The following is a 9,713-nucleotide window of genomic DNA, read 5'->3' as shown; positions in this document are numbered from 1 at the left end:
ATGAGAGGAACATTAATAATTATCCTGATCTTGAAGATGTCAACTGGGTTTTGTCAGTCTGATACTAACGTTGTCGTTAATAAAAATGCTAAACTGAAAAAGATAGTGTTTGAATCTCAAGAGGTAAGCGTTGATGAAATAAATGAAGGGAGAATTGCGAGATATGCGGACAGTATAAATTGTTATAGACGAGGAGAATTACCTTATTTTCTAACTGAAGCTTGTTTTGATTATCGGAGAAGTTTTTGGCCAAGTTTCCATTCACCTATTTCTGTCCGCTGGTCTGTATTGAAACAGGTAAAGAATAAAAAAGCGCTGAAGCGGATACTTAATACGAATGATCCTCGTCTTAAGCGGACTTGCTATACTGGTAAACAAGATGCTTACGGTATTGTAGTGCCAGATATAGAGAAGTCGTTTTTTGATCTTTTGAAAGAGAGATACGACCAACTTTAAATGTTATTTGTAGAAAACAACAAGCGGGGTTTTAAACAGCTCCGCTTGTTGTTTTACTGGGGATAACGCTTATTGGTCGTGCATATAGATATGGGTTTAATGGGCAAGAGAAGAGTGATGAAATAAAGGGAGAGGGGAACAGTTATACTGCGTTGTTCTGGGAATATGATCCGAGAATAGGCAGGAGATGGAACATGGACCCTAATCCAGTTATTGGTGTGAGTTTATATGCGAGCTTTAATAATAGTCCTCTCAAAATGAGGGACCCATTCGGAGACACGGCATTATATGCGGATAATATTTCGCGGGATATGGTACAGAAATATGCAAGTAAAACAGTACTGAAAAAAGGGAAGGAGGTACTTACTAGAGACTATAATGCGGAGTTTGATAAGATGTATGAAAAAATAAATAGTTCTGTGGACAATTTTATATACAAATATGATGAAAATGCAAAAGCTGGTACTACCTCTTTCGATGGTGAAAATATTACGCTTACAATAGGGAATCCAGGGAAAGCTTATGGAGCAAAAGATCCGGTTGCAGGAATTTTGTTTGAAGAAACAAAGCATGCGGAACAATTTCTGGATGGAAAGTTTCCTTTCCTAAAAGGAGATAAAGGATGGGTAACTGGTGCAAGTTTACGGCTTGAAGTTGAGGCGAAACTTTTTGTCGCTAATTCACTTCCTATTAGGAACGATTATTGGGAAACATACGAAGTACCAACGCAATTGGGCTATTTGAAGAACATTGCGACGTCCGATGTACAAAGAATAAATTACTTGAAGTTTGGAGTCGTTGATTATATCCTGGATACTCCGCAAGGAAGCGCTAAAATAAACCTTTTTCCAAGTTATCCGGGAATGACTGATTTTATATTTGACAATAAAAAAACGGAAAGAGTAAAAGATGATAAATACTTTGGTTATCCGCTTCTTAAGAAGACTCCTTAGTAGTAAGATTTATCTTACTTGCCTGAGTTGTATATTCTTGCTATTTCACAAGGCCGCAGCGCAAGAAAAGGAACATTTTTATGATTTAAAATTATTAGATGCATACGTCGTACGAATGGACCTGGGAGCAGTTATCTTAAAGGGAAGGAGCTCATGTCTTTTTAGAAAGCATCACGCAGGTGCTTTGGTGAAAATACGTATATCTGATATTTTATATATGGTTCGGAAAGCCGAATTAGATTCTTTAAGTCTTTTGAAGGTCAACTATCTTGCTATTAATAGGAAGGAACTGAAGGGGATTTCGGGGAAGAAGGATGTGATAGCAACTATTACTCCTTTGAAGAATAATAAGGATTACGTGTTATTTGCCCGTGTATTAGATAGTTTGGAATGTAGGGGAGCGATTTTTCGACATATAAACTGGGCTGCTCAGTCTCTTGCACCCTGTGAAAAAAAGGGGAGGGATCCCTTTAGGAAATATTTTAGCTCATCTGAGAAGTAAAATCATATATAAGAAAGGAGTTTTAATACCAGAACTCCTTTCTTATCCTAAGAGTCCCCTACTTAGTTCCTCACAACCGCTTTCATGAAAGATTACAAAGTCTGAGATGTGTTCTTGATGTCTTAAGTAGGGCTAGTCGGGAGAAGATGAAGAATGTAACATGAAGGACAGAATTGTTGATGCAGGATAAGGATGAAAATGGGACTTTGATTGATACCGAAATGGATAAGCAAAATAGTATTCAATGAGTATCCAATTTTAAGTGTCTCCTAAATAGTGATTCCTTTTTCCTGCTTATAGAATTTAAAATTAGTTAAATATGATATTAAAGCCGCTGACTATTTATGCTCAGCGGCTTTTCGTTGAATATTATGGTAGAAGTGTTTTGGTGGAGCTAAATTGCCTTAAGTGGCTATCACTATGGGTTTAATGGGCAGGAGGAGAGTGATGAGATAAAGGGAGAGGGGATTAGTTTATACTGAGTTGTTCTGGGAATATGACCCGAGGGTTGCCAGAAGATGGAACCTGGATACTAAACCAACTACGGGTGTAAGCCCTTATGCTATCTTTAGTAATACCCTCATTAATTTTAGCGACCCTAATGGAGATTCAATTTTGCCTAAGAAGACGTCTAATTATGAAGATGTAGGTGTGCCAGCTAAACGACATGATCTTGCATACACAAAGACAATAGGCTTTTTTTATGATGTAACTGAAGAACAAGAAATAGATGTTTATGTCAATGTTAAGGTGAATTATACAGATATGCTTGCAAAAGGTGGATCGATTTACAAGGATAATCCCGGCTTGTTTGAAGAAATAGAAACACATGAAGAGGGGCACATTGAGCAAATAATGATAGCTGCAAGAATACCTATTGAGTATCAGATGAAGATTGATGATAAACAAGTCAAATTGAAGGGGCCAATAGATCAAGTTCTTAAGGATGTGAGAAATCAGTTTAGGGAATCAAAAAAAAGGGCGGCAGATGTCTATAGAGGATGTAGATAGATATATTGTAGATAAGGTTTTTCCTAAACTTACGAAGCAGGTATTGAAAAATACAGCTTTGATTAGCATATTGCCACATGATATGGTCGAAAATGACGCAAATGACAAAGCAAGTAAGAAACTACCATTAGAATATAGCAGGGCCGTGAGCCCTAAACCAATTATGATTAACGGCGTTAAACTAAAAGAATAATCCTATGAGAGAAACATTAATAATTATCCTGATTTTGAAGATGTCAACTGGTTTTTGCCAATCTGATACTAACATTGTCGTTAATAAGAATGCTAAACCGAAAAGGATAGTGTTTACATCACCAATGGTAAGTTCTGATGCTCTAAATGAAGAGCAAATTGCGACATATGCCGATAGTATAAATGGTTATAGAAGGGGAGAAATACCTTATTTTCTGACTGAAGTTTGTTTTGATCATCAGAAAAATTATTGGCCAAATTTTCATTCACCTATTTCTGTCCGCTGGTCTGTATTGAAACAGGTGAAGAATAAAAAAGCGCTGAAGCGGATACTTAATACGAATGATCCTCGTCTTAAGCGGACTTGCTATACTGGTAAACAAGATGCTTACGGTATTGTAGTGCCAGATATAGAGAAGTCCTTTTTTGATCTTTTGAAAGAGAGATATGATCAACTTTAAATGTTATTTTTAAAAGCAACAAGCGGGGCTGTTTACAGCCCCGCTTGTTGCTTTACTGGGATAATGCTTTTCGTTAGTGTGTGGCAGGGAGTTGGTGGTTATCGCTATGGGTTTAATGGGATGGAGAAGAGTGATGAAATTAAGGGTGAGAGGAATAGCTATACAGCTATGTTCTGGGAATATGATCCGCGGATTGCCAGAAGATGGAACTTAGATCCCAAGCCAACTATGGGGGTAAGTCCTTATGCCGTCTTTAGCAATAATCCTATTAATTTTAGTGACCCTAATGGTACGGTATAAGAGGAATATTGACATAAGTATTGAGAAGGTAAGCCAAGATAGCTATATAATAAATGGAAAGAATTATTCGGTTCATAGTGAGAAGGATCATATTGAAGTAATTAAATATGCAAACAGAGTGGGGTCCGCACTATTCGGTATCTATTTACTATTAGATAATCATAAATTATTTATTGTAAGAGACCTTTATGAGAAAGAATATATGGATACTATTCAAAGCTTGTCATCCTTTTTAGGCTTGAAAGTTATAGTCAATAGTTGAACAAGTGGTAACTATATTGACCTTAAAACTAGTAGTAAAAATTCACATTTACTGGGAAGAAGGTAAAATCCTTACGCTATATTTAGACCAACAAGGAATAAACTATTATCCCGGGCAGTTATCAGATTGATCGCAATACGAATAGAATGGGTAAGGTAAACAAAATGACAACTGTAACAACAATCCAGTAATGAAAAATACATCTTTACTAACATCGATGAGTTGGGGTGCTATCGCTTCTTTTTTTGCAATTTGTTTTTTTATCGGTTTGGTAATAGTGGTTGCTTTGGTACCCTTGGGACGGAAGAAAGGGAAAAGATCTGTCCTAGAAAAGGTGGGTGTAGCGGTAGGAGTTGCTGTTATTTTTAGTATACTGCTTTTGGTGGCAATTATTAATGGGTGGATCACTTTTTATTCGGAGTAGTGCTTTGGATGAAATGAGAATGTATTTCCCTTGCTTGCGTAGGTTCGGGAGGTGTAGTGTCAGTGGTTATAATTGCGATTTCAAGAATAAACCATGCGAATCAATTGAAAGATTAAGTATGAGAAGATCAGTTAAAATATTATGGATCACAACTTTGGGAAGAATGAGCATTTTCCTTCTAATGTTATTACTCATCAATTTCAGATTGATCGGAAATGTGATATCAATAGAATCTTTAGAGAACCCTGGATCCGTGCTGGCATCTGAGATAATTGCTGAAGATGGTGCAGTATTAGGCAGATATTGTCAGATAAACTGTTTCTACTCTAGCTACGATGCAATTTCGAAAGATGTGATTAATGGGCTCCTCGCAACGGAGGACCTGCGGTTTTATTATCTCTCCGGCATTGAAGCTAGCAATATTAGTAATATCCCTTTTTATCTGATAATAGGTAAAGCGAAAAATGGTTCCGGTACGATTACTCAGCAGCTGGCTCGTGGATTACTAGCGAGTGACGCCGGCGTATATGTTGCTGGGAATATTATTGAAAGGACATTCCAGAAGATGCAGGAGTGGTTGCTCACCATAAAACTGGAACGTAAATTTGCAAAACAGGAAATTATCGCCCTTTATCTCAATACAGTTTCTTTTGGTGACGAGATAGAAGGTATTGAAAATGCCGCCCGCACATTCTTCAGTAAAGATGCCGGTCATCTATCCTTAGACGAAGCAGCTACTCTTATCGGAATGCTAAGAGGTAAAAATCTGTACAATCCATGCCGGAATTTAAATCTCTCTCTCCTGCGCCGTAATGTTGTGATTGACCTGATGCAGAAAAATGAATTTATCACGCAGGCGGAGGCTGAAGAAGCTAAAAGTAAACCTATTATTCTCCGGTATAGTGAGGTTGACTGTAATAAAGGTCTTGCTCCGTACTTCAGGGATGTATTAAGGGATGAGCTGAAAGCGTGGTGTAAAGTACATAAAAAGGCAGACGGTATAGAATACAACCTTTACCAAGATGGTCTGAGGATTTATACCGTAGTCAACCCGGGGAAGGATACAATCCTGATACCGAACGACTCCGTTCCAAAATCTATCTATGTCATCTGTATAAAAGACAGATATGGTAACATCCTGCAAAGAGTCGATAAAAATGTGATCGGGGAAGCGAATCGTAATAAGGGTAAACTAAGCAGAAATAAATAAAATGAAACAATGTTTGATTATAATTGAATTAGTCTGCGGCCTTGTTTTAGTGTTGGCTCTCAGCCGTCTCACTTTTGTTAAAAAAAGCATTTATTATGGCTGGATAGATAAGAATAAAAAGATTACCTTATTTGATTACGTAGGACAATATGATGGCGCCTGGATCTTTAAATCAATTGATTATAATGAACTTCTATCGGCTAATCCCAATGACAGTCTTTTGAAGGAATATATTAATGAGGTTAGGATTTTAAAAATTATCAGTATTATTCCTGTGAGTATTACCGGCATGATTGTATTAGGGAATATATGTATTTTATAAACGAGTAAATATTTAGTATAAAACAGAATTATGGCAAGGGCGCATAAGCACAAACAAGCTCACAAAAAAAGGGCGGTATTATCAAGTATATATTCATTAATGGCATTATTTACGTTCCTGTTTTTCTTTGCTTGTGATGGTAGTAATGCGGGGAAATCAGACGATATCGGTTCCAGTGACAGATCAGAAATACAGGACCATCCTATCAATCCGGCAGCTGATACTAATTGGGTAAAGCGAGAGTATCCAGTGCTACCACCACCGAAGCGAAAGAAAAATAGCAGAGCCCATTGGTCTGATTTGTTCGAATGAGATCGACATTTTTCATTTGTCTGCTAATCCCGATGATAGCCTTCTAAGGGAGTAAAGGAAGTATTGGTACAATTGAAAGACAATATTCACATCACTTCCCGGAAGGAGTGTCTTTTGAAGTGGTGGCAGATGAAACACTAGAATAGTGCAGTTAATTATTTAGCTTTGCCCCCTAAACAACCACATGAAAGATTACAAAAAGCACTTCATCATCCCGGCGCCACCGGAAGACTTATACAAAGCACTCACCAATCCCTCCACCATCCAGCTCTGGACTGGCGAGCCCGCCGAAATGTCCACTGAACCCGGCACTGAATTCGCCTTGTGGGACGAATCCATTGTCGGTATGAACTTAGAATTCGAAGAAGACAAGAAGATCGTCCAGGAGTGGTACTTCGGTGAACAGGAAGAAGCTTCCATCGTTACCATCATCCTGCATCCCAATAAAAAAGGCACTGATGTGGAGCTAAGGCATACGAACATCCCTGATGAAGCCTACGACGACATCGTAGAAGGATGGAGTAACTCTTACTTCGGCGCTTTAATCGACTTCTACGGAGAATAGCCATGAAAGCAGCAACAATTAATGAGTTAAAAAAGGAACTACAGGAAGTCCCACCAGCACAGCTGGTGGAATTATGCCTGCGTCTGGCTAAGTTCAAGAAAGAGAACAAGGAACTGCTCAATTACCTGTTATTCGAATCCCACGACCTCCAGGCATACATTGAAGCAGTAAAAGAAGAGATGGATGCCGCCTTTGCCGAATCTCCCCGGCAGAATATTTATTTCGTCAAGAAGCATTTAAGGAAAATACTCCGCGCTACGAACAAGCATATCAAATACACCGGCTCTAAACAGGCCGAGGTAGAATTACTACTCTATTACTGTACGAAGATCAAAAAAGCAGGCATTAAAGTAGGGGAGAGCGTTGCGCTGACCAAACTTTATCTACAGCAGGTGAAAAAGATTGAGAAGTCTATTTCACTACAGCACGAGGACCTACAGTATGATTATAAACGACAGCTGGAGAGGCTGTAGTTTATTCCGCTTCTTCAGCCATATCCTGTTCAGTTAATTTACTGAATCCAGCATATTCAGCAGCAGCTTCCGGACATAAAACCGCACCCAGGGAAGCAACTACTTTCTTCGCCAGCAGATCAATATCAGCAGTACTGGTAGTCAGGAAGGAGGGGGTATGTTCCCTCATCTGTTTCAGCAGGTTATTCTTGTGTTGTATAGAGATACCGGCAAGTTCCTTCAATCTTTCTGCAGTGGTATTATACAATTCTTCGTAATAAAAAAGGATATTCATAAAAGCAATCATTTGAATAACAAATGTATGCCTTAGGCTATAATGAAAGCTATATAGAAATCTTATGATCCATAAGATTTAGTTATAGATAGATTTTGCTAATTTGATAAACCGCTTATTCAGCTCACTGGTTTCCCCTTTTCGCTGGATGAAATAAAAACTACGCTCAATACGGAGTCCTTCAAAGTTGAGGACGGCAAGCTCACCCAGCTGCAATTCTTTTACAATAGATCGGGTAGAAAGAAATCCCACGCAACCGGATTCTACCAGGAAGTTCTTCAATGCCTCCGTTCCCCCCAGACGAGCGTTGATTTTCAGATCGTCAAGGTTGATCTTACTCTTCTTTAAGCCCTGTTTAATAGCCTCCAGGGTGCCGCTGCCTCGTTCACGTATCGCCAGGGGCATATTCAGGATCTCCCGGAGCGGATATTCCTTTTTCTTCACCAGCGGATTGTTATGACTGCAAACAGCTACGATCTGGTCTTTCAGGAACGGCTGATAGGTTACATTGCTCAGTTTGCCCTTTTCCTCCGTCACCCCGATATTGATCTCTTTGTTGATCAGGGCATCCAGCACAATCTCACTGTTCCTGTTCAGCAGGGAGATCTCCACCCTGGGATACTCCTGGTTAAAGGCCGACATCACCCGGGGAAGTATATACAAAGCCGCCGTCGTACTGGCGCCGAGGTTCAATATCCCGCTGGCCTGCAACTTGTCCTTCATAACAGAAATATCAAATTCCGTCTCCTGCTGTATCGTCTTTACCGTCAGCAGTCTTTTGTACAATAATTGCCCCGCTTCCGTCAGCTCTATATGCAATCCCTTCCGCTCGAATAGTTTAGTCTGATATTGTTCCTCCAGCGTCTTAATATGTCCACTCACCGCAGGCTGGGATATGAACAATACCTCGCTGGCTTTGGAAAAACTTTTCTCCCGGGCTACTTCCATAAATACCAGATGTCGGGTCGATAACATAACGGTCGTATTTACAGCCAAGGTATTCAAAATAGCGAACTGCGCCAACAGGCAACACCCTTCAAAAAATTATTTATCACGATATCAACTACTTATGTTTTTATTGCAACTTAAACTTTCAGAATATTTTGAAAGTTCGAATATTAATACATAGGTTTGTATCACAAAAGCAACTTCTGCCAGTCACCTAAAAATGTACCCGGTATGAACACACTCGCTTACATCATTTATCTCTTTATCACATACCTGATAACTGTGCGCGTGGGCTTTATTTTTTACCGCAACGGAAGGGTATTTATCCTTGGTCTGTTAAATAACGACGTCTCTTTTACCGATGCCATTAACCGGATATTACTCGTCGGTTATTACCTGGTAAACCTGGGTTATGCTGCGCTGATGATCAGCACCTGGGATACGATCACAAGCTGGACAACGCTGTTGTCATCCGTAACAGTCATGACCGGAAAAATAGTGCTTACACTGGCCATCATGCACTACTTCAACATGTTCGTGATATATCTCATCAGTAAACGTAATCAATCAATTCTTCACTCTTAAAACACTGTTGTATGGAATCGCCTTTAAACTTCATCGCTTACCTGATCTATCTGCCCATAGTGATCGTCCTCACATGGTATGTAGCGCATACGCTGTTTAAAAATAGCAAGGTGTTTATGCTGGATATATTCCATGGTAAAGCCGATATCGCTACCGCTACCAATAAATTGTTTGAGACAGGCTTCTACCTGCTCAACCTGGGATTCGCCTTCTGGGTAATGGAAATATCATATGCTGTCAGCAATCAGCAAAGTTTGCTGGAAATCCTGAGCGCCAAGATCGGCGGCTTTTGCATCTACCTCGGAGTAATGCTGTTCTTTAACCTCTACCTGTTCTTCCGTGGAAGAAGAAAAGCGAAAGCAAAATCAATCGCACTTGCAACTGTTCCAAACATAGAAGGATAAACAATGGGGCTGTCCCATATCCCTATACCGGTCTTCTCTATTGTTTACACCTCCAGCTC

General features: G+C 39.4%; 15 protein-coding genes. 13 read left to right on the top strand and 2 right to left on the bottom strand.

Going from position 1 to position 9,713, the window contains the following annotated elements; all coding sequences use genetic code 11:
• From BLR32_RS10355 to BLR32_RS10290, 11 genes are all read left to right on the top strand, one after another.
• Complete coding sequence (locus BLR32_RS10355) at window positions 1–456, top strand: hypothetical protein (protein WP_089831306.1); 456 nt, start codon at window positions 1–3, stop codon at window positions 454–456.
• A gap of 194 nt (window positions 457–650) precedes the next feature.
• Window positions 651–1,409, top strand: a complete 759-nt coding sequence (locus BLR32_RS10350; protein ID WP_143011426.1) for a hypothetical protein — start codon at window positions 651–653, stop codon at window positions 1,407–1,409.
• A gap of 985 nt (window positions 1,410–2,394) precedes the next feature.
• A complete protein-coding gene (locus BLR32_RS10340) occupies window positions 2,395–2,922 on the top strand; it encodes a hypothetical protein (RefSeq protein WP_089831300.1) in 528 nt (175 codons plus the stop codon).
• Window positions 2,900–3,115, top strand: coding sequence for a hypothetical protein (locus BLR32_RS10335; protein WP_089831298.1), 216 nt, complete (start codon window positions 2,900–2,902; stop codon window positions 3,113–3,115). Before BLR32_RS10340 ends, BLR32_RS10335 begins: the two co-directional genes overlap by 23 nt.
• Window positions 3,116–3,119: 4 nt before the next feature.
• Complete coding sequence (locus tag BLR32_RS10330; protein WP_089831296.1) at window positions 3,120–3,575, top strand: hypothetical protein; 456 nt, start codon at window positions 3,120–3,122, stop codon at window positions 3,573–3,575.
• Entirely contained in the window at window positions 3,576–3,875 is a 300-nt protein-coding gene (locus BLR32_RS34590) for an RHS repeat-associated core domain-containing protein (RefSeq protein ID WP_089831294.1), read from the top strand.
• A gap of 452 nt (window positions 3,876–4,327) precedes the next feature.
• Entirely contained in the window at window positions 4,328–4,561 is a 234-nt protein-coding gene (locus BLR32_RS34005) for a hypothetical protein (RefSeq protein WP_176842227.1), read from the top strand.
• Between the two features lie 118 nt (window positions 4,562–4,679).
• Complete coding sequence (locus BLR32_RS10310; protein WP_218124169.1) at window positions 4,680–5,771, top strand: transglycosylase domain-containing protein; 1,092 nt, start codon at window positions 4,680–4,682, stop codon at window positions 5,769–5,771.
• A 1-nt stretch (window position 5,772) separates the two neighbouring features.
• Window positions 5,773–6,093: a hypothetical protein gene (locus BLR32_RS10305; RefSeq protein WP_089831286.1), complete on the top strand. Its 321-nt coding sequence runs from the start codon at window positions 5,773–5,775 to the stop codon at window positions 6,091–6,093.
• Between the two features lie 496 nt (window positions 6,094–6,589).
• A complete protein-coding gene (locus tag BLR32_RS10295) occupies window positions 6,590–6,970 on the top strand; it encodes an SRPBCC domain-containing protein (protein ID WP_089831282.1) in 381 nt (126 codons plus the stop codon).
• 2 nt (window positions 6,971–6,972) lie between these two features.
• The gene (locus BLR32_RS10290) at window positions 6,973–7,443 is read left to right on the top strand and encodes a hypothetical protein (RefSeq protein ID WP_089831280.1); all 471 of its coding nucleotides are present in this window, start codon (window positions 6,973–6,975) and stop codon (window positions 7,441–7,443) included.
• 1 nt (window position 7,444) lies between these two features.
• Here BLR32_RS10290 and BLR32_RS10285 read toward each other — a convergent pair whose 3' ends face one another.
• Together BLR32_RS10285 and BLR32_RS10280 are read right to left on the bottom strand one after the other, a co-directional pair.
• Window positions 7,445–7,717, bottom strand: coding sequence for a hypothetical protein (locus BLR32_RS10285; protein ID WP_143011425.1), 273 nt, complete (start codon window positions 7,715–7,717; stop codon window positions 7,445–7,447).
• Window positions 7,718–7,795: 78 nt separating this feature from the next.
• Complete coding sequence (locus BLR32_RS10280) at window positions 7,796–8,692, bottom strand: LysR family transcriptional regulator (protein ID WP_089832131.1); 897 nt, start codon at window positions 8,690–8,692, stop codon at window positions 7,796–7,798.
• 204 nt (window positions 8,693–8,896) lie between these two features.
• On the opposite strand from BLR32_RS10280, the gene BLR32_RS10275 reads away from it, so the two are divergent.
• Both BLR32_RS10275 and BLR32_RS10270 read left to right on the top strand, forming a co-directional pair.
• Entirely contained in the window at window positions 8,897–9,250 is a 354-nt protein-coding gene (locus tag BLR32_RS10275) for a hypothetical protein (protein ID WP_143011424.1), read from the top strand.
• An 11-nt stretch (window positions 9,251–9,261) separates the two neighbouring features.
• The gene (locus tag BLR32_RS10270; protein ID WP_089831274.1) at window positions 9,262–9,654 is read left to right on the top strand and encodes a hypothetical protein; all 393 of its coding nucleotides are present in this window, start codon (window positions 9,262–9,264) and stop codon (window positions 9,652–9,654) included.
• Window positions 9,655–9,713: the final 59 nt, after the last annotated feature.

Origin of the sequence: Chitinophaga filiformis (assembly GCF_900102545.1) — a bacterium.
GTDB classification, from domain to species: domain Bacteria; phylum Bacteroidota; class Bacteroidia; order Chitinophagales; family Chitinophagaceae; genus Chitinophaga; species Chitinophaga filiformis.
This window is presented reverse-complemented; position numbering and strand designations above follow the sequence as displayed.